This window comes from Streptomyces pyxinicus (assembly GCF_024753135.1).
GTDB classification, from domain to species: domain Bacteria; phylum Actinomycetota; class Actinomycetes; order Streptomycetales; family Streptomycetaceae; genus Streptomyces; species Streptomyces pyxinicus.
Genome location: NZ_JANUGP010000008.1, coordinates 133,366 through 152,035 on the forward strand (window position 1 = coordinate 133,366; position 18,670 = coordinate 152,035).

Here is an 18,670-nt window from a genome sequence, read left to right on the forward strand (position 1 = left end):
TCAGCGCGCGGTCGCGGTGTGCACGTACTCCGTGAGCCGGGTCAGCGCGTCCGGGTCGGTGTTCGGCATGACGCCGTGGCCGAGGTTGAAGACATGGCCTTCCAGGCCGGAGGCGGCCGCGAGCACCTCGGCGGCCTTGGCCTCGACGGTGTCCTTGTCGGTGAAGAGCACGGTCGGGTCCAGGTTGCCCTGGACCGCCTTGCCGGGGCCGACCCGGCGGGCGGCCTCGTCCAGCGGCACCCGCCAGTCGGCGCCGACGACGTCCGCGCCGGCCTCGCTCATGAGGCCCAGCAGCTCACCGGTGCCGACCCCGAAGTGGATGCGCGGGACGCCGTACCCGGCGACGGCGTCGAAGACCTTCGCCGAGGCGGGCATGACCGAGTCGCGGTAGTCGGCGGGGGACAGCGCGCCCGCCCAGGAGTCGAAGAGCTGGACCGCGCTCGCGCCGGCCTCGATCTGCACCTTCAGGAAGGCGGCGGTGATGTCGGCGAGGCGGTCGAGCAGGTCGGCCCACAGCTCGGGGTCGCCGTACATCATCGCCTTGGCGTTCTCGTACGTGCGTGAGGGGCCGCCCTCGACCAGGTAGCTCGCGAGGGTGAACGGCGCGCCCGCGAAGCCGATCAGCGGGGTCGCGCCGAGTTCGCGGGTGAGCAGGCCGATCGCCTCGGTGACGTAGGAGACGTCCTCGGGGGTGAGGTCGCGCAGCCGGGCGAGGTCGGCGCGGGTGCGGACGGGCTGCTCGACGACCGGTCCGACGCCGGGCTTGATGTCGAGGTCGATGCCGATGGCCTTGAGCGGGACGACGATGTCGCTGTAGTAGATCGCCGCGTCCACGCCATGCCGCCGCACCGGCTGGAGGGTGATCTCGGTGACCAGCTCGGGCCGTGTGCAGGACTCCAGCATCGGGATGCCCTCGCGCACCTTGCGGTACTCGGGCAGCGACCGGCCGGCCTGGCGCATGAACCACACGGGGGTGTGCGGCACGGGTTCACGGCGGCACGCCTTGAGGAAGGCGCTGTCGTACGTCGCGGTCGGCTGCTGGCCCGAAGGGCTTCCGTTGGCACTCACGACGGCAAGTCTCCCATGGCCGCGGGCGGCGAATCGCGCCTGCCCTTCGGGGGTGTCCCTCCCTGCGCGCGGGCCCGGTTCCCCTTACTCTTCCCCGCATGGCTGCGGCTCAGGGACGACTGTCGGACGGCGCTGGCGGAATGGACGACGCGGAGGACACCGCGCAGGGGCGGGCGGGCGGTGCGCTGCCGCCCGCGTTCCGGGCCGCGGTGGACGCGCTGCGCTCCGCGCGGGTGCGCCCGCAGGTGGAGGTGGAGCCGACACCCGCGCCGCAGCGGCTCGCGCCGCACGCGTACGCGCTGGAGGCCGTGGTGGTCGACGGCGAGCAGGAGCTGGCCGACGGCCGGCTGGTGCTGCTGCACGACCCGGCCGGGCACGACGCCTGGCGGGGCACGTTCCGGCTGGTGACGCTGGTGCGCGCGGAGCTGGAGGCGGAGATGGCCGCCGATCCGCTGCTGCCGGAGGTGTGCTGGTCCTGGCTGACCGGGGCGCTCCAGGCGCGCGGCCTCGGCTACGGCGAGCCGAGCGGCACGGTCACCCGGGCCAGCTCCCACTATTTCGGCGGTCTCGCCGAGCGGCCGGCCGCCTCGCAGATCGAGATCCGGGCGTCCTGGACACCGCGCGAGGGCCTGGGCGGGGTGCCGGACACGGCCGCCCACCTGGCGTCGTGGTGCGAGCTGCTGGCCCAGGTCGGGGGGCTGCCGCCGGCCGGTCCGGGCGACGCCTCCGTGGTCACGCTGCCGCAGCGCCGGGGCCCCCAGTCGCGCTGAGCGGTCCCCCGGTTTCGGGACGGTCATTCCCGGCGTCATCCTGTTGGGCGTCTCATTGACCATGTCTTTGTCGATACGGCCACTTTCCGACCTCGAATCGCCTCCGCTCGAACCGACTTGATCTTCGGATGATCGATCGTGTGTCCGAATTGCACGGATTGTTACTCACTAGATCGTGATCATTCTCTAAAGGCGGACAGGTTTGCTGCCGAAGACGACTGTGACCTTGAAAGCACGGTTCTCTCCGGCTCACTCCCCACAAGCCGGCCCCGTCCCCCCACCCCAGGAGGCCTGGTGTCCGTTCTCCTTGAGCAGCCCGCAAGCCTGGTCGCCTACCGCCCGAACAAGCCGACCGCCATGGTGGTGGTGGCCGACCCCCGGGTCCGCTCCACCGTGACCCGTCACCTCTGGGCGCTCGGCGTGCGTGACGTCATCGAGGCCTCGTCCATCGCCGAGGCCCGTCCCCGTATCAGCAACCCGCGCGACATCTGCGTCGCCGATGTCCACCTGCCCGACGGCTCCGGCCTGACCCTGCTCTCCGAGACCCGCGCCGCGGGCTGGCCCAACGGCCTCGCCCTCTCCGCCGCCGACGACATCGGCGCGGTGCGCAACGCCCTGGCCGGAGGGGTCAAGGGCTACGTCGTCACCGGCACCCGCACCAACATCGGACTGCCCAGCCGGCCCGGTGCCACCCCCCTCGGCGGTGCCGCCCGGATGCACCGCCGCCCCCCGGGTGCCCCGAGCCACCCGGGCGGCTACCGCGAACTGTCCGGCCGGGAGGTCGAGGTGCTGAGACTGGTCGCGGAAGGCCAGTCGAACAAGGCCATCGGCGTCTCGATGGGCCTGTCCGCCCTCACCGTCAAGAGCCACCTCGCCCGCATCGCCCGCAAGCTGGGCACCGGGGACCGCGCCGGCATGGTCGCGGTCGCCCTGCGCACCGGCATCATCCACTGAGCCCCGCCCCTCCCCCCTTCGGAGGAACCACCGGCCCCGCCGTGTGAACCGCGAGCACCAGCGGGCTGACCGGTTTACGACCCTTGGGCGCCCGTCGACGGAACGTTCCGGCGACGGGCGCCTTCCGCGCACGGATACCCTTGACAGGTGACCGACGCCCAAGACACCGCAGCAGACAGCACCCTGCGCACCCACGGGGGCACGCCTCCGGACGACGCCGGATCTTCTGTGCCGGGGGCACCGGTTCCCTTGCTGGAGCCCCGCGAGGGCATTCCGCCGGTGATCGCCGACGAAGCCGCCCTCGCCGCGGCGGTCGCCGCCTTCGCCGCCGGCTCCGGCCCCGTCGCCGTGGACGCCGAGCGCGCCTCCGGCTACCGCTACGGACAGCGGGCGTATCTGGTGCAGCTGCGCCGCGAGGGCGCGGGCTCCGCGCTGATCGACCCCGTGGCCTGTCCGGATCTGTCCGCCCTCGGTGAGGCGCTGTCCGGCGTCGAGTGGGTGCTGCACGCGGCCACCCAGGATCTGCCCTGCCTGCGCGAGATAGGCATGACCCCCACCCGCCTGTTCGACACCGAGCTGGCCGGCCGGCTCGCCGGGTTCCCGCGCGTCGGGCTCGGCGCCATGGTCGAGGGCGTCCTCGGCTATGTGCTGGAGAAGGGGCACTCCGCCGTCGACTGGTCCACCCGCCCGCTGCCCGAGCCGTGGCTGCGCTACGCCGCGCTCGACGTGGAACTCCTCGTCGACCTGCGCGACGCGCTGGAGAAGGAGCTGGAGCGGCAGGGCAAGCTGGAGTGGGCGCTCCAGGAGTTCGACGCGATCGCCGCCGCCCCGCCGGCCGAGCCCCGCAAGGACCCCTGGCGGCGGACGTCCGGGATGCACAAGGTGCGCCGGCGCCGGCAGCTCGGCGTCGTACGGGAGCTGTGGCAGACCCGGGACCGGATCGCGCAGCGCCGGGACGTGTCGCCGGGCAAGGTGCTGTCGGACGCGGCGATCGTGGAGGCCGCGCTGGCGCTGCCGGCCAATGTGCACGCGCTGGCCGCGCTGAACGGCTTCGGGCACCGGATGGGGCGCCGGCAGCTGGAGCAGTGGCAGGCCGCGGTGGACCGGGCGAAGGCGCTGACGGAGTCGCAGCTGCCGCAGCCGGGCCAGCAGGTGACCGGACCGCCGCCGCCGCGCGCGTGGGCCGACAAGGACCCGGTCGCGGCGGCCCGGCTGTCGGCGGCGCGGGCCGGGGTGACGGCACTGGCCGAGCGGCTCACCATGCCGCAGGAGAACCTGATCGCCCCGGACAGCGTGCGGCGCCTGTGCTGGGAGCCGCCGGCGGTGGCCGACGACACCTCCGTCGCCGGGGCGCTCGCGGGATACGGGGCGCGGCCCTGGCAGGTGGACCTGGTGACCCCCGTACTGGTCGCCGCGCTGGCTTCGGCAGGGGCCTGAGGGTCGTTCGGGTTGATCGCGCAGTTCCCCGCGCACCTTCGGGGCCGTAGAGATTCAGCCATACCGTGTGACCTTCACCGCTCCCCCCGGTAGGGGTGTGCAGCTACATTACTCGTTAGTAGCATGGGCTTAAGCAAGCGCTCAGCGTCCCGCACCCTTGGAGGAGAGCCATCGTGCCTCGTACCGTCAGGGACGTCGTCTTCGTCGACGGCGTCCGTACCCCGTTCGGCAAGGCGGGCCCGAAGGGCATCTACCACGAGACCCGCGCCGACGACCTGGTCGTCAAGGCGATCCGGGAGCTGCTGCGCCGCAACCCCGGTCTCGACCCGAAGCGGATCGACGAGGTCGCCATCGCCGCGACCACCCAGATCGGTGACCAGGGCCTGACGCTGGGCCGGACCGCGGGCATCCTCGCCGGTCTGCCGCAGTCCGTGCCCGGCTACTCCATCGACCGCATGTGCGCCGGCGCCCTGACCGCCGTGACGAGCACCGCCGGTTCGATCGCCTTCGGCGCCTACGACGCCGTCATCGCCGGTGGTGTCGAGCACATGGGCCGCCACCCGATGGGCGAGGGCGTGGACCCCAACCCGCGCTTCGTGAGCGAGAAGCTGGTCGACGAGTCCGCCCTGTTCATGGGCATGACCGCCGAGAACCTGCACGACCGCTACCCCTCCATCACCAAGCAGCGCGCCGACGAGTACGCGGTGCGCTCACAGGAGAAGGCCGCCAAGGCGTACGCCAACGGCAAGATCCAGCAGGACCTGGTGCCGGTCTCGGTGCGCCGCACCAGCCCGGAGGCCGGCGAGACCGGCTGGGGCCTGGTCACCGCCGACGAGCCGATGCGCCCGGGCACCACGCTGGAGAACCTGGCCGGTCTGAAGACGCCGTTCCGCGTCCACGGCCGGGTCACCGCCGGCAACGCGGCCGGTCTGAACGACGGCGCGACCGCCTCGATCATCGCCTCCGAGGACTTCGCCCGCGAGCACGAGCTGCCGGTCAAGATGCGCCTCGTCTCCTACGCCTTCGCGGGCGTGGAGCCGGAGGTCATGGGCTACGGCCCGATCCCGGCCACGGAGAAGGCGCTCGCCAAGGCGGGCCTGTCCATCTCCGACATCGGCCTGTTCGAGATCAACGAGGCCTTCGCCGTCCAGGTGCTGGCCTTCCTGGAGCACTACGGCATCGCGGACGACGACGCGCGCGTCAACCAGTACGGCGGCGCCATCGCCTTCGGTCACCCGCTCGCCTCCTCCGGCGTCCGTCTGATGACGCAGCTGGCCCGCCAGTTCGAGGAGCAGCCGCAGGTCCGTTACGGCCTGACCACCATGTGCGTCGGCTTCGGCATGGGCGCGACCGTCGTCTGGGAGAACCCGCACTTCGAGGGGGACAAGTGAGCACCACCGCTGAGCTGTTGAAGGGCGCGGCCGAGCTGTTCCCCGACGAGGTCGTGACGTCCGCGCACGTACGCCACTTCGACCTGCCCTTCGGTGCCGGGCGGTTCGCGCTCGTCACGCTGGACAACGGCCTGGACCACACCAAGCCGACCACCTTCGGACCGGCCTCGCTGGCGAACCTGAACGCCGCGATCGACCAGGTCGAGAAGGAGGCGGCCGAGGGCACGATCGTCGGCGTCGGCATCACCGGCAAGCCGTTCATCTTCGCCGTCGGCGCCGACCTCAAGGGCGTCGAGCTGCTGAAGAGGCACGAGGACGCGCTGGCCATCGGCAAGGGCGGCCACGAGGTGTTCAAGCGCCTCGCCGCGCTCGCCGTGCCGACCTTCGCCTACTACAACGGCGCCGCGATGGGCGGTGGCGTCGAGGTCGGTCTGCACTGCACCTACCGGACCGTCTCCGCGGCGATCCCGGCGTTCTCGCTGCCCGAGGTCTTCCTCGGCCTGGTTCCCGGCTGGGGCGGCTGCGCCCTGCTGCCGAACCTGATCGGCGCGGAGAAGGCCGTCTCGGTCATCATCGAGAACTCCCTGAACCAGAACCGGCAGCTCAAGGGCGCGCAGGTCTACGAGCTGGGGATCGCCGACGCGATCTTCGAGGGCGCCGACTTCCTGGAGCAGTCGCTGCTGTGGACGGCGGCCGTCCTCAAGGGCGAGATCGTCGTCGAGCGTCCGGCGGTCGACCGCGGCGAGGCCTGGGACCAGGCCGTCGCCAAGGGCCGGTTCGTCGCCGACTCCAAGGTGCACGGCGCGGCCCCGGCCGCCTACCGCGCCCTGGACATCATCGCCGCCGCCAAGAACGGCGACCTCCAGCAGGGCTTCGACGCCGAGGACCAGGCGCTCGCCGACCTGATCATGGGCGGCGAACTGCGCTCCGGCATCTACGCGTTCAACCTGGTGCAGAAGCGCGGCAAGCGTCCCGCGGGCGCCCCGGACAAGAACCTGGCCCGTCCGGTCACCAAGGTCGGCGTGGTCGGCGCCGGTCTGATGGCCTCCCAGCTCGCGCTGCTGTTCCTGCGCCGCCTGGAGGTGCCGGTCGTGCTGACCGACATCGACCAGGCGCGTGTCGACAAGGGTGTGGGCTACGTCCACGCCGAGATCGACAAGCTGCTCGGCAAGGGCCGGATCAACCAGGACAAGGCCAACCGCCTCAAGGCGCTGGTGACCGGTGTCCTGGACAAGGCCGAGGGCTTCGCGGACGCGGACTTCGTCATCGAGGCCGTCTTCGAGGAGATCGGCGTCAAGCAGCAGGTGTTCGCCGAGGTCGAGGCGGTCGCCCCGGCGCACGCGATCTTCGCCACCAACACCTCCTCGCTGTCGGTGTCGGAGATGGCCTCGAAGCTCAAGCACCCCGAGCGGGTCGTGGGCTTCCACTTCTTCAACCCGGTGGCCGTGCTGCCGCTGCTGGAGATCGTCCGCGGCGAGCAGACCGACGACGCGTCGCTCGCGACCGCGTTCGCCGTCGCCAAGAAGCTGAAGAAGACCGCGGTGCTGGTCAAGGACGCCCCGGCGTTCGTCGTGAACCGCATCCTGACCCGCTTCATGGGCGAGATCCAGAACGTCATCGACGAGGGCACCCCGGTCGAGGTCGCCGAGAGGGCCGTCGAGCCGCTCGGCCTGCCGATGTCCCCGCTGGTGCTGCTTGAGCTGGTCGGTCCCGCGATCGGCCTGCACGTCTCGGAGACCCTCAACCGGGCCTTCCCGGAGCGCTTCACGGTCTCCCCGAACCTCAAGGCGGTCGTCGAGGCGGGCAAGCGCGGCTTCTACGTCTACGACAGCGGCAAGCCGGAGCTGGACCCGGAGGTCGCCGCGCTGCTGAAGCAGGGCGACGTCGTGCTGACCGAGGAGCAGGTGCGAGCCCGGGTGCTGGACGCGGTGGCGCAGGAGATCGGGCTCATGCTCGACGAGGGCGTCGTCGCCGAGGCCCAGGACATCGACCTGTGCCTGATCACGGGCGCCGGCTGGCCCTTCCACCTGGGCGGCATCACGCCGTACCTGGACCGCGAGGGCGTCTCGGAGCGGGTGAACGGCAAGAGGTTCCTCGCCCCGGGCGTGGCGAGCGTGCCCGCGTAGGACGGTGAGTGAGGAGAGGGCCCCCGCGGCGGCGGGGGCCCTCTTTTTTCTTCGCCTGCCGCTCAGACCTCCCGCCAGGCCTCCAGGGCCAGCCCCGGCTCGTCCTTGCGCCGGGTCAGCAGGAGTTGGCCGGTCGAGGGGGACAACGTCGCCGCGACCACCCGGCCGTCCTCGTCGGTGGCGAGGCAGACCCGGGCGTCCACGGTGAGCCGGGGGCCGGACTCGGTCCACCAGGCGCCGGCCGACTCCTGTTCGGTGGGGTAGGCGGCGAAGGCGACCCGGCCGCTCGCCGACCGCTGGGCGAGCAAGGTGCAGTCGTGGCCGTCGAGTTCGCAGCGGACCGCGGAGACCGGGCCGTGCCCGGCCGAGTCCAGCAGGGTCACCGGCTTGTCGCCGGGGCGCCAGGCGCACAGCTCGCCCTCGGTGCCGGTGTGGAAGAGCGTCGTACGGTCGGCGGAGGTGGCGAGGGCGTACAGGGTGCCCGGACGGACCGGCGCCCGCAGCGGCTCCTGGCGGACCGGCCGCGCGCCGGGCTCCTCCTGGCGCCAGTGCAGGACGCCCCCGGGGACGGCCGCGTACAGCTCGATCCGGCCGGACTCCCCCGTCACCGCGGCGAGTCCGTCGTGGACGTCCTCGCCGCCCAGGTCGCGCCAGGGGTCCCAGCCGCCCTTCTCCTTCTGCGCGAGCATGCTCACGCCGCCGGCCTTGTTGCGGACGAACACATGGGCGCGGCCCTGGGCGTCCACGGCGACGGCGGGCGGTCCGGTGCGGTCGCCCTTCTTGTCCGGGTGGCCGACCGGGTTCCAGTCCAGGGCGGCGAGGCGGGGCCGGAAGTGCGTGGAGTGCACCAGGCCCGCCTCACCCTTGACGGTGGGCCGCCAGGAGACCAGGTGGACATAGCCGTCGGCGCCCTGGCCGAGGGCCAGGAAGGGGTGCAGCCGCTGGTCGCCGCCGACTTGGCGGGGGGCGGTCCAGGGACCGCCGGGTGCGCGTTCCGCCCGGCACCGGACGGCTTCGCCCGAGAGCTGGTAGACACTGAGCCGGCCGTCTCGGCCGCGCGTGAGCCAGTCGCCGTTCACCGGTTCACTCTAAGCCGTGTGCCGGGGGCGGCCGGGGCCGCCCTGGTCACAGCCGTTTGGCGCTGCGGAACAGCTTGGCGTAGAAGCCGTCGCCGTCCAGACGCGAGGCACCGCCCTGGTCACCGATGGTGGGGCCGTTCTGCTCCTTGCGGCTGGAGACGAACACCTGGTGGCCCTCGGTGTCGGGGCCGAGGTAGATGGCCGAGTGGTCCATGTGGTTGCCGGTGCGGTGGTCCATCTTGAAGAACAGCAGGTCACCGGGCTGGAGTACGTCGATGTTGGCGGGCCGCTCGTACCAGGGGCCGGCGCCCTGGAGCTTGACGACGTCGACGCCCTCCTTGCCGCGGGCCATGCCGTCGGCGGTGCGGGGCAGCCCGTCGCCCTTGGTGTTCCCGGACATCAGCGGGAAGCGGGCGCGGTAGCCGTAGACCAGGCGCAGGTAGCCGGAGCAGTCCACCGCGCGCAGCCGGTCCTTGTGCGGGTACACGGTGGCGCCGTCCCGGAAGGTGTACGGGATGCCCAGGTAGTCGTAGAAGTCGCTCTGCTCGTGGCGGTCGACGCCGTCGGCCTTGAGCGGTCCGTAGGTGGCGTGGCCCTCGTACTGGATGCCCTGGTCGTCCTTCTTGACCGGGGCGCCCTGGGTGTACTGGAAGGCGAACGCGAAGATGTCGTCCTCCTCGCTGCCGCGGTACTGCTTGAACCAGTCCTTGAACCACTGCTGTCGCTCGGCGCCCTTGGTCCAGGGCTCCGGGAGCAGCCGGACCCAGTCGTCGGTGACGACCTTGGTGCTGGTGGTGGACGGTTCGGCGAAGGTGCGGGTGGGGCCCTTGAGGGTGGCGGTGCGGGCGCCGTCGGTGAAGGTGCCGATGACCGCGCCCTTGCCGTCCCGCAGCACCGAGCGCGCGGGGTTGTTCAGCCGCTCCCAGGTCTGCTTGCCGGTCGCCTTGCCCGAGGTCCGGAGGTTCTCGGTGATCGTCTGGGCGGCCGGGAGCTTCGCCTGCTCGTCCGCGCGCAGCTCGTAGGTGAAGTAGGCGCTGCCCGCGAGCAGCGCGAGGACCGTCACCGCGTGGACGACGGGACGGCCTTTGCGCTTCGGCATGGTGGTGCTCCAGGAGTGCTTCGGTAGGCGGGGTCAGGCGGAGGGCATGGCGCCGAGCAGGATTCCGGCGGTCAGCACCACATAGGTGGCGAGGGTGACGGAGCCGACGGACAGCAGCGTCGCGCCCTTGGGCTGGCGGACCATCTGGTAGCCGATCAGGCCCGGGACGATGAAGCCGAGCGTCTGGTTGGCGTACAGCAGCGGGAACTCCATCTGGAGCACGATGATCACGGTGGCCTGGATGAGGACGCCGCTGAGCACCACGGCCGCGAACAGCCGCTTGCCGTAGAGGATCACGAACTTCTGCATGAGCAGGGTGGCGAGGTACGTCAGCACGGTCACACCGACGACGAGCGCGGCCCGCTGGAGGTCCTCGATGAGGGTGAGCGCCAGCCAGCCGGGGGTGATCATGCCGCCCGGCGACAGGTTGGTCGTCAGGTAGCACATCAGGGAGAACAGCAGGCCCAGACCGATGCCGATCGCGGCGATCTCGGGGGTGAGGACGGAGGGGATCAACGGTGTTCTCCTGGGCTGTGCCACTGCGGGGTGTCGTCGGTGGGCTGCTGGGGTGGGACGCGGGGTTCGAAGAGGCCGCGCGGCGAGGCCTGGCGGGGCTCGGCGGGGGCGTGGTGGCCGTACGGCGCCGGGTCCGGCTGCTCCTGGTACGGCGGGTACTCCTGGTACTCCTGCTCCTGGTACGGGGCGGAGTACCCGGGGTCCCACTGGCCGGGTACCTGCGGGGCGTACGGCTGCTGCTGGACGTAACGGGACTCGTACGCGGGCGAGTAGCCCTGGTAGGGGTCGATGCGGGGCGCGTAGAGCTGGACGGTCTCCACGTGCTCGACGACGGGCTCCGGCCGCCGGTCGCGGCCGGCCGGAGTGGTGGGCGCGGGGTCGTCCGCGCTCTCGTCCGGCGGGAGTTCGGCGAGGTGTTCCAGCAGGATCTCGCCCTGGCCGTGGATGTTGCCGATGGCGACCAGCGAGGAGTCGGCGCCGAGCTGGTCCAGCAGCTTGGCCATGAACTCCTCGGGGTCGCGCCGGTCGCCGCCCAGGTCGACGGCGCGGGAGCGGAACTCGGCGGGGATGGCGTCGATGGCGGACTTGGCCGGGTGGCCGATGACGAAGACGCGCTCGGGGTCGAGGTCGGGGATGATCTCGCCCATCTGGCCGTTGCGTTCGATGCGGTCGGGACGGCAGTTGATCACCACGTTGAGCGGGCGGTGGATGGCGCCGAGGTCGAGCAGCTGGTTGATGTTCATCAGCGTCGACTCGGGGTCGTTGGCCGCGAAGACGTTGGCGAAGCGCAGCTTCTTGCCGCCGGGGGTCAGGTACCGCTCGACGGAGAGGACGCCGGGGTCCGGCGGGGCCTCGTACATGCCCTTGAGGGCGGTGTCCCGGTCGACGCCGAGGAGTTCGGCGACGGTGAGGGCGATGGCCACGTTCTCCTTGAAGGTGAACCAGCTGAAGCCGCGCAGTTCCTCGTCGGTGACCGTCTCGGGGTCGGCGTAGACCAGCTGGCAGTTCCGGGCGTCCGCCTCTTCCTGGAGGATGGCGAAGCGGTCCTTCTCGGCGGTGACGCAGATGCCGTCCTCCGGCATGGACCGGCACAGCGAGCGGGCCACGTCGTCCAGGGTGGGGCCCATCTCGGCGAGGTGGTCCTCGCGGACGTTGCACAGCACGCCGATGGTGGAGCGGATCAGCTTGGACTGGTTGATCTCCTGGAGGGCCGGCATGACGGCCATGCACTCGATGACGAGCGCGTCCGGGCTGTAGGCGGCGGCGCGGCGCACGATGCCGATCTGCTCGACCACGTTGGCGATGCCGAACTTGCGGTAGACCGGCTCCTCGGTGGCGTCCGGGTGGATGAAGCGGGCCGCGGTGCCGGTGGTCTTGGCGACGGTGACCAGGTCGCCGCCGCGCAGGGCGCCCGCGCACAGGCGGGTGATGGAGGACTTGCCGCGGATGCCGTTGACCAGGACGCGGCTGGGTATCCGCTCCAGGTTGCCGAAGTGCCGCCGCTGTTCGACGACGCCCGCCACGAGCAGGATCGCGCAGCAGACCAGCAGCACGGTGTAGAGGAAGAGCACGGGTGATCAGGTCCTTGTGTACTGCTGGGGCGGGTACGGCCCGGATTCGGGCGCGGTGCGGCGGGGCTGCTGCCTGCGCTGGTCCTGGAGCTGCTGCCGGACGAGCTCCAGGGAGCGGGTGACGGCGCCGACCTCGTCGTGGTGCTGCGGGAAGAGGACGGTCTTGCGATCGCCGCCGGCCAGCGCCTCGGACCGGTCGGCCAGGGTGCGCAGCGGCCGGGCCACCACCATGTGCGTCCAGCCCAGGCAGGCGACGGCCGCGGCGGCGCCGAGCAGGCCGGCGAGCACGGTCCGGTTCTGGGAGTCGTACTCGGGGATGGCGAGCCGGTCGACCGGCTGCCAGCTGACCACGGTCCAGCCGAGTGCTTCGGCGGCGCCGCTGCCGGAGAACGGGGCCGCGGCGGCGATCCGGGTGCCGCCCTCGCGGTAGAGCACACCGCTGGGCCGGGGGTTCTTGCCGAGCCGCTGGGAGCTGGCCGCGGCGAGGTCCCTCAGGTGCTCGTCGGGCAGGGACCGGAAGGCGAGGAAGCCGGTGTTCCCGGCGATGATCCCGCGCTTGTCGTCCACGAGCCGGACCACGCCGAGACCCGGGCGGGTGAGCAGGGCGTTGAGGAACTCGACGCGGAACTCGCCGACGAGCTGGGCGCCGTGGCGGCCGGGGATCTCGGCGGCGGCGACGACCACGGGCCGCTTGCCGCCGTGGCCGAGCAGCCGGATCGGGGTCGTGGAGACCCGCTTGTCCTGGACGACCTGGGGCTCGTTGCCCTCGCGCGCCTGGACGGCGCCGTGCGCGTCGACGACGTAGAGGGAGCGGTAGCGCTGGTTCTCGTTGTACGTGCGCTCCAGTACCCGGTCCATGTCCTCGGTGGCGGTGCGGTCGCCGATGAGGGAGGCCACCGACTGGAGGTCGGCGTGGCCCTCGTTGAGGGCGCGGCGCACCCGGTCGCTGATGGTGTCGGTGCGTTCGCGCTGGTCGTTGACGAGCTGCCGGGGGATCTCGGCCGTGCCGTCGGCGCGGTCGAACAGCAGCATCAGCGGCACGGACCAGGCGAGCAGCAGGACGGCGCAGCCGGCGAGCAGGGCGCGGGTGCCGACTCGGCGCACACCCCGCGGGCTCGGGGCGGGGGCGGGGTCGGCGGGCTCGCCGAGCAGTTGCCGGCGCAGGCGTTCCAGGGCGGTGCCGATGCGGTGTGCCTCGCCGTAGCGGGGGACGGTGACGGGCCGGGTGAGGTCGCCGCGGGTGAGCCGGCGGGACTCCAGGAACAGCCGGATGAGCGGGCGCTGCACGGTGCCGAGCAGCACGGCCACGGCCAGGGCGCCGACGACGAGCAGGGCGCCGCCCGCGAGCAGGCCGAAGACCGGGGACTGGGCGCGGGCGGACTCCTCGGTCACCTTGACCATGGCGACGACGGACAGGCCGAGCCCGGAGGCGGTGGTGGCCTCGCCGGGATCGGGCGAGGCGAGGGTGGCGTACCCGGCGACGGACCGGTCGCCCAGCAGCTTCCCGCCGAGCAGGCCCCCGCTGACGCCCTGGTAGCCGCCGGCGCCGGGCTCCTTGCTGCTGCGCGGGTCCTGCTTGGCCTGTCGGGCGGCCCGCTCGGCGAAGTCCTTGAGCTGTTCGCGGGACTCCTTGATGTCCTTGCGGTCGACGCTGTTGCGGGCGGACTCCGGGTCGGCGATGCCGTCGCTGCTGAGCACCGCGCCGCCCGCGTCGACCACCGCGATGGAGCGGAACTGGCCGAGGCTGATGCCGGGGAACTTCAGGTTGCGGGAGGCCACCAGCAGCAGCTGGGGCTTGCCGGGCCAGCTCAGCAGCCCGAAGGAGAGCAGCCGCACCTCGCCGTTCTTGAGCCGGACCATGCGCGGGTCGAGTCCGCCCGCGCCGCTGAGCGAAGAGGTGTCCACATCGGTCAGCGGAACCGTTTCTCCACGCGCGGCGAGCAGCTTGCCGGTGCGGATCTCGACGACGGCGGTGCCCATCCACTTCTGGTAGGTGCTGCCGAGCTTGTCGAGGACCGCGTCGCCGGAGACCGGCTGCCCGGCGCTGAACAGCGCGGCGGAGCGGGTGACGTCGGTCACGGACTCGTCCACGGAGGCGCGCAGCGCGATGGCGCCGTCCTCCGCGAAGTGCTGCTGGGAGGTCAGGACCGCCTTGGGCACCCCCGCGTTGTCGACACGGCCGAGCACGAGGGCCGTGACGGTCGCGAGGGTCAGCAGGAGCGCCGACAGGACCGCGATCGGCGGGCGGATGCCGCCGATCAGCGACATATCGGCGCGACGGCGGGCTCGGTGCTGCCGCGCCGGGGGCGATGACGCCAAAGGACGGTCCTCTCACGAAGTGCGGGTGCGGGCGTGCCGACGGAAATGAGCACGCCCGGGAACCAGACATGTAAGGAGACCGTGAAGTTGCGGCAAGTGGTACGTGATCTACGCAACATCACATAAAGAACGGACAAGGACGGTCAAATGCCGTCGCTGTTCGGTCGGGTCGCGCTATCCGGGCAGCCCGGTGAGCGGACGCAGGCCGTCCTTGGCCGCGCCCCGGTCCTCCAGCGTGCCCTCGGTGCGCTCGAAGGTGAGCCGGAGCCGGGAGCGCTGGACGTCCGTCAGGCCGGGGTCGTCGCGCAGCGCGGCCGGCACGTCGAGCAGCCGGTAGTCCCGCACGTCGTCCTCGCCGTAGGTGGCGGTGCCGCCGTCGCGGACGTTCTCGGCGTCCGGCGGGATCGTCAGCAGCGTCGGCTCGAAGCGGGGCTCGACCGTCCAGTGGCCCTTGCCGTGCTCGGTGAACGCGAACCAGGCGATCACGCCCTCCTCGGTCAGTCCGGTGGGCGTCTCGTGCCGGGCGATCTGGTTGCCGAGGCCGTAGCTGATCCAGGTGCCGTCGACCTTCTCCATCGGCTCCACGACGTGCGCGTGGTGGCCGATGACCAGGTTGATGCCGGTCTTGCGGGCGATGTCGCGGGCGAAGGAGAGCTGTGAGGCGGACGGTTCCGGGTGGTGCTCGCGGCCCCAGTGCAGGGAGAGGATCACCACCTCGGCGCCGGCCGCGCGGGCCCGCTTCTCGGCCGCCTGGATGCGGCCCAGGTCCTGCTGGTTGGCCAGCCAGGGCTTGTCCTTGGGCAGGGTGTGCGGCTCGTTGAAGCCGTAGGCGAAGGAGAGCTGCGCCACCTTGACGCCCTTGACGTCCATGATCAGCGGGGTGCGCGCCTCCTTCTCGGTGCGGGCCGAGCCGGTGTGCTTGACGCCGGCCGCGTCCAGCGCGTCGAGGGTGCGCTTCACGCCGGTGTAGCCGTGGTCGAGGGTGTGGTTGGAGGCGGTGGAGCAGGTGTCGTAGCCGATGTCCTTGATCGTCTTGGCGGTCTGGGGCGGCACCTGGAAGTCCGGGAAGCCCTCGAAGGGGCCGGTGGCCGGGCCCATCACCGGCTCGAAGTGACAGATCGCCAGGTCGGCCTTGCTGATCACCGGCTTGATGCCGGCCATCATCGGCCCGAAGTCGAGTCCGGCCACGCCCTTGCCGGTGCGCTGCGCGTCCTTGCGTGCCTGCTCCACCAGTTCGGGGTGCATCAGGATGTCGCCGGCGGCCGCGACGGTGAAGGAGCGGCCACCGCCGCTCCCGTCCTCGGCGTCGTCCGAGAGGAGTCCGCAGCCGGAGGCGGCGGCGAGCAGGGCGAGCGGGGTCAGCAGGGACAGCAGGGACTGCGGGGTCCGGCTACGGCGTCTGGTCACCGGGATATCTTGATACAACCATGAGAGCCCATCGCTCACGCGTCATAACGATCGCGTCACTCCTGCTCGCCTTCGCTGGCGGAGTCACCGCCTGTGTGCATGCCGGGGGCGGGGCCGCGCCGTCCGCCCGACAGGGCGGTGCGCCGGTCGACCTGGCCCGCTCGGTGGCCGACTACACGAGCCGGTTCGGTCCCGACCGGGGCTATCTGCACCCCGGCCGCGCCGACCGCGAGGGCATCGCCGAGGCGATCGGGCTGCTGCTCGACGGCCACCGCGAGCAGGCGCGACGGCAGTTGGCGCGGCGCGACTTCACCGTACGCACGGTCCTCGACCGGCCCACCGGGCACCGGTACACCGAGGTGGCCGACCGCACGGACACCGCCGTGACGCCGCGCGGCTGGGGCCGGGTCTACCTCGACCTCGACCACCACCCGAGCTGGTCCGTCCAGGTCCCGCACCCGGTCGCCGACCACGGCACCGAACAGCTCGGGGTGCGGGTGCTGCGCGGCGCCCCGGGCGGGGTGCTGGTCGTCGCGGGGGCCCATCGCGCGTCCGGGTCGGGCAACTCCGCCGACGTGGCGCACCGCCGGGACACCGTGTTCCACGCGATCTGCGCCGAACTGGCCCGGCGCGGGCTGCCCGGTATCCAGCTGCACGGCTTCGCCGCCTCCTCGGCACCGGGTTACGACGTGATCGCCTCCACCGGCGCCGGTTCGGCCGGCCGGCGCGAGGGCCGCGCCCTGGCCGACGGGCTGCGCGAGCATGGCTTCCGGGTGTGCCGGGCCTGGGCACGGACCTGTCCGCTGGAGGGCCGGACGAACATGCAGGGCCGGGCCGCCGACACCGACGACGTGGAGTTCCTGCACGTGGAGTTCTCCCCCGAGGTGCGGGCCGGCGGACGGCCGGCCGAGCGGGCGGCCGACGCGGTGGCCGGGGTGACCCGGGCGTGGGCGCGCTCGGGCGTGCCAGACTGAGCCGGTGACGAACGCGACGGACGGGGACCTGCCCCTGCTGATCGTCGACGGCGCGAACGTGGTCGGGTCCGTGCCGGACGGCTGGTGGCGCGACCGGCGCGGCGCCGCCGAGCGCCTCCGGGACCGCCTGGTGCCCTTCGCGCGGTCGGGCGCGGGCGAACTGGCGGGCCCGGTCGAGCTGGTCCTGGTGGTAGAGGGCGCGGCCCGGGGCGTGCCCTCGGTACCCGGCGTCCGCGTCGAGGAGGCCCCCGGCAGCGGCGACGACCTCATCGTCCACCTCGCCGCCACCGCCGGCCTCCGCCCCTGCCTGGTCGTCACCGCCGACCGCGAACTACGCCGCCGCGTCCAGGAACACGGCGCCGACGTCACGGGGCCGCGTACGGTCCTGACCTGACCGGGGCCCGCCCAAGGGCAGCGGGCGGGGCCTGACCCCCGACCTGACCGGTGGCCTTGCCTGCCTCTCCCCCGGCTCCTCACTCCCCCGCCACCCGCGCGTACAACACCGCCCCGTCCACCCGCCCCACCTCCTCGTAGTCGGCGGTGAGGAGGCGGTGGAGGGTGGGGATGTGGGGCGGGGCGTAGGGCTTGCCCTGGGAGTCGTCGATGATCAGGGCGGGGCGGTGGGTGTGCAGTTCGTGGCGGAAGACGGGCCAGGTGCCGGCGACCGCGTACTTCTCGCCGACCCGGGGGCCGTCGCGGCCGCCGCTGTAGTTGGTCAGCAGGCCGGCGGTGAGGTAGCGGGTGGCGGGGGTGCGGTCGGCGAGCCAGTAGGTCTCCGGGTGTATGCCCCACACCAGGACGCGGTCGGCGGTCGTGGTGCGGTGGGCGAGGGCGGTCGCGAGGCGCTGGACGTGGGCGAGTTCGGGGCGCGGGGCGAGCAGGCCCCAGGTGACGAAGAGCGCGCAGCAGCAGGCCGAGGTGAACACGGCGGTGGTCCGGCGGCGCGCGGGCAGGATCTCCAGCGCGGCCGTGGCCAGCAGGGCGAGCGGTGGGGTGAGTTGCAGGTAGTAGTGGCCGAAGAAGTGGAAGCCGGCCAGCACCGCGAGGGCCGAGGAGGCCAGCCACAGCCACAGGTCCGCCGCCCCGGTGCGGGCGACGCGCAGAGCCCGTACGACGGGTGGCAGCAGGCCCGCCGAGGCCACGGCGAGGATCGCGGCGTTGGCCGACGCCCGGAGCAGGACGTGGAGTTCGGAGCCGGTGAAGCCGGCGTACGCGGTCGAGCCGGTGACCGTCCAGAAGAGGAAGCCGGCCGGGTCCGTGAGCAGCGCCGCGCCCAGGACCGGGGCGGCGAAACCGGCCGCCAGCCGGGCCAGGCCCGCGCGCGGGGTGCCCGCGTGGCGTAGCAGCAGCCACAGCACCGGCAGCAGCACCGCGCCGCCGGTCTGCTTGGCGAGGAACGCGGCGGCGACGGCGGCCCCGGCCGCGCCCCAGCGCCCCCGGTCGGCCCAGCGGACGGCGGCGGCCGTGCAGGGCAGTATGAACACCTCGAAGGTGGCCGCCTGCGCGTCCTCGGGGTTGAGCCCGACCGACACCAGCAGGTAGAGCACCCCGGCGGTGGCGCCCGCGCGGTCGCCCCAGCGGCGCCGGGCGAGGGAGGCCAGCAGGGCGGCGGTCAGGAGTTGGGCGAGGACCGCCAGGATCCGCAGGGGGGTGAGGGAGTCCGTGCCGAACAGGGTGAAGGCTCCCTCGTACAGCCACGGCACCAGGGGCGGTTTGCGGTCGACCACGGTCTCGTACAGGCGGCCGCCCTCGACGAGCAGCCGGGCCTGTACGGCGAGGTAGCCCTCGTCCGGGTTCCACAGCGGCCGGGTGAAGGACGGGATGCGGGTGGCGCAGGCCAGGACGGTCAGCGCGGGCAGCAGCCGGGCCCAGTAGGCCGTCCGGGCGGGCGCGGCCGGGGCGGGGGCGGGAGGCGCGGCGAGCAGGGGCAGCACGCGTGCACGCTATCCGGCCCCGACG

Annotated in this window: 15 protein-coding genes; 7 read left to right on the top strand and 8 right to left on the bottom strand. The window is 72.6% G+C overall.

Translation table 11 applies throughout. The features are described from left to right. Complete coding sequence (hemE, locus tag NX794_RS13470; RefSeq protein ID WP_258778724.1) at window positions 1-1,068, bottom strand: uroporphyrinogen decarboxylase; 1,068 nt, start codon at window positions 1,066-1,068, stop codon at window positions 1-3. 98 nt (window positions 1,069-1,166) lie between these two features. Between hemE and NX794_RS13475 the strand changes: the two genes are divergently transcribed. The 5 genes from NX794_RS13475 (at window position 1,167) to NX794_RS13495 (ending at window position 7,746) form a co-directional block, all read left to right on the top strand. Then, the gene (locus NX794_RS13475) at window positions 1,167-1,838 is read left to right on the top strand and encodes a DUF3000 domain-containing protein (RefSeq protein ID WP_258778725.1); all 672 of its coding nucleotides are present in this window, start codon (window positions 1,167-1,169) and stop codon (window positions 1,836-1,838) included. A gap of 294 nt (window positions 1,839-2,132) precedes the next feature. Next, window positions 2,133-2,792, top strand: a complete 660-nt coding sequence (locus tag NX794_RS13480) for a response regulator transcription factor (RefSeq protein ID WP_258778726.1) — start codon at window positions 2,133-2,135, stop codon at window positions 2,790-2,792. A gap of 147 nt (window positions 2,793-2,939) precedes the next feature. Continuing rightward, window positions 2,940-4,229 carry a ribonuclease D gene (locus NX794_RS13485; RefSeq protein ID WP_258778727.1) on the top strand — a complete coding sequence of 430 codons (1,290 nt, stop codon included), beginning with the start codon at window positions 2,940-2,942 and terminating at the stop codon, window positions 4,227-4,229. Window positions 4,230-4,402: 173 nt separating this feature from the next. After that, complete coding sequence (locus NX794_RS13490) at window positions 4,403-5,620, top strand: thiolase family protein (protein ID WP_258778728.1); 1,218 nt, start codon at window positions 4,403-4,405, stop codon at window positions 5,618-5,620. Beyond that, window positions 5,617-7,746, top strand: a complete 2,130-nt coding sequence (locus NX794_RS13495; protein WP_258778729.1) for a 3-hydroxyacyl-CoA dehydrogenase NAD-binding domain-containing protein — start codon at window positions 5,617-5,619, stop codon at window positions 7,744-7,746. Before NX794_RS13490 ends, NX794_RS13495 begins: the two co-directional genes overlap by 4 nt. A gap of 62 nt (window positions 7,747-7,808) precedes the next feature. Here NX794_RS13495 and NX794_RS13500 read toward each other — a convergent pair whose 3' ends face one another. The 6 genes from NX794_RS13500 to NX794_RS13525 all read right to left on the bottom strand — a co-directional run bounded on the left by NX794_RS13500 (window position 7,809) and on the right by NX794_RS13525 (window position 15,737). Further along, window positions 7,809-8,825, bottom strand: coding sequence for a PLL family lectin (locus NX794_RS13500; RefSeq protein ID WP_258778730.1), 1,017 nt, complete (start codon window positions 8,823-8,825; stop codon window positions 7,809-7,811). A 46-nt stretch (window positions 8,826-8,871) separates the two neighbouring features. After that, the gene (locus NX794_RS13505; protein ID WP_258778731.1) at window positions 8,872-9,924 is read right to left on the bottom strand and encodes an NlpC/P60 family protein; all 1,053 of its coding nucleotides are present in this window, start codon (window positions 9,922-9,924) and stop codon (window positions 8,872-8,874) included. 33 nt (window positions 9,925-9,957) lie between these two features. Continuing rightward, a complete protein-coding gene (locus NX794_RS13510) occupies window positions 9,958-10,440 on the bottom strand; it encodes a poly-gamma-glutamate biosynthesis protein PgsC/CapC (protein WP_258778732.1) in 483 nt (160 codons plus the stop codon). After that, window positions 10,437-12,011: a poly-gamma-glutamate synthase PgsB gene (pgsB, locus tag NX794_RS13515; protein WP_258778733.1), complete on the bottom strand. Its 1,575-nt coding sequence runs from the start codon at window positions 12,009-12,011 to the stop codon at window positions 10,437-10,439. Before pgsB ends, NX794_RS13510 begins: the two co-directional genes overlap by 4 nt. A 6-nt stretch (window positions 12,012-12,017) precedes the next feature. Next, the gene (locus tag NX794_RS13520) at window positions 12,018-14,279 is read right to left on the bottom strand and encodes a HAMP domain-containing protein (RefSeq protein WP_258778849.1); all 2,262 of its coding nucleotides are present in this window, start codon (window positions 14,277-14,279) and stop codon (window positions 12,018-12,020) included. 225 nt (window positions 14,280-14,504) lie between these two features. Beyond that, on the bottom strand, window positions 14,505-15,737 hold the full coding sequence (locus NX794_RS13525; RefSeq protein WP_258778734.1) for a CapA family protein: 1,233 nt from the start codon (window positions 15,735-15,737) through the stop codon (window positions 14,505-14,507). Between the two features lie 95 nt (window positions 15,738-15,832). Between NX794_RS13525 and NX794_RS13530 the strand changes: the two genes are divergently transcribed. Together NX794_RS13530 and NX794_RS13535 are read left to right on the top strand one after the other, a co-directional pair. Then, the gene (locus NX794_RS13530) at window positions 15,833-16,711 is read left to right on the top strand and encodes a hypothetical protein (protein WP_258778735.1); all 879 of its coding nucleotides are present in this window, start codon (window positions 15,833-15,835) and stop codon (window positions 16,709-16,711) included. Between the two features lie 4 nt (window positions 16,712-16,715). Further along, entirely contained in the window at window positions 16,716-17,105 is a 390-nt protein-coding gene (locus NX794_RS13535; protein ID WP_258778736.1) for a PIN domain-containing protein, read from the top strand. A 79-nt stretch (window positions 17,106-17,184) separates the two neighbouring features. On the opposite strand, the gene NX794_RS13540 is transcribed toward NX794_RS13535, so the two are convergent. Then, window positions 17,185-18,636, bottom strand: coding sequence for a glycosyltransferase family 39 protein (locus NX794_RS13540; protein ID WP_258778850.1), 1,452 nt, complete (start codon window positions 18,634-18,636; stop codon window positions 17,185-17,187). Window positions 18,637-18,670: the final 34 nt, after the last annotated feature.

Excerpts from the sequence above, each read along its gene's own strand:
- NX794_RS13475 (WP_258778725.1), top strand. The coding sequence starts at position 1,167 with ATGGCTGCGGCTCAGGGACGACTGTCGGACGGCGCTGGCGGAATGGAC.
- NX794_RS13505 (WP_258778731.1), bottom strand. The coding sequence starts at position 9,924 with ATGCCGAAGCGCAAAGGCCGTCCCGTCGTCCACGCGGTGACGGTCCTC.
- NX794_RS13520 (WP_258778849.1), bottom strand. The coding sequence starts at position 14,279 with ATGTCGCTGATCGGCGGCATCCGCCCGCCGATCGCGGTCCTGTCGGCG.